At 58.4% G+C, this 503-nt stretch carries 1 protein-coding gene; it reads right to left on the bottom strand.

Translation table 11 applies throughout. The annotated features are described in order from the left end of the window. Positions 1–91 precede the first annotated feature (91 nt). A partial coding sequence (locus tag J5224_RS35475; protein ID WP_319802562.1) for a nitrogenase component 1 occupies positions 92–503 on the bottom strand: 412 nt, incomplete at its 5' end.

The raw sequence follows: 503 nt of genomic DNA, 5'->3' as shown, positions 1-503 counted from the left end.
CGCCAGAATGGCACCGAGCGGTTGCCCGCTCTTGATAGGGCTGGGGGCAAGGGGTTTCTTATTACGGATAACGTCAGCCATTGCGTACTCCTTAGCGCCAGGGGGCAGAGAGATGGGTTTGCGGCCAGACCGGGCTTTCCAACGTGAGGCAAATTTGTTCTGCCAGCGTGACAATGCCGCGATAGCCCGCATAGGCGTGCTCACGCTCCTGATTGATATCAAGAAACGGAATGCGCGCTTTGTAGGCGGTGTACATGTTGCGCCCCCCGGCAATCATCATGTCCGCACCGTAGCGATAGGCCACGTCCAACAGGGTGCGCGCATTGCCCTCATCAAGCATCACGGCATCATCTCCCATCAGGTCGCGGATGCGCGCTTTATCTTCCTGCGTGGATTTCCGCGTGCCGGTAGCAACCACCGTCATACCGAGATCTTGCAGCGCCGATACCACCGACCAGGATTTCACACCGCCGGTATAGAGCAGTGCCTTGCGCCCTTTAAGC

This window comes from Candidatus Symbiopectobacterium sp. NZEC135 (assembly GCF_025962695.1).
Note: the sequence above shows the minus strand (reverse complement) of the source record. Positions and strands in the feature narration are given on the sequence as shown.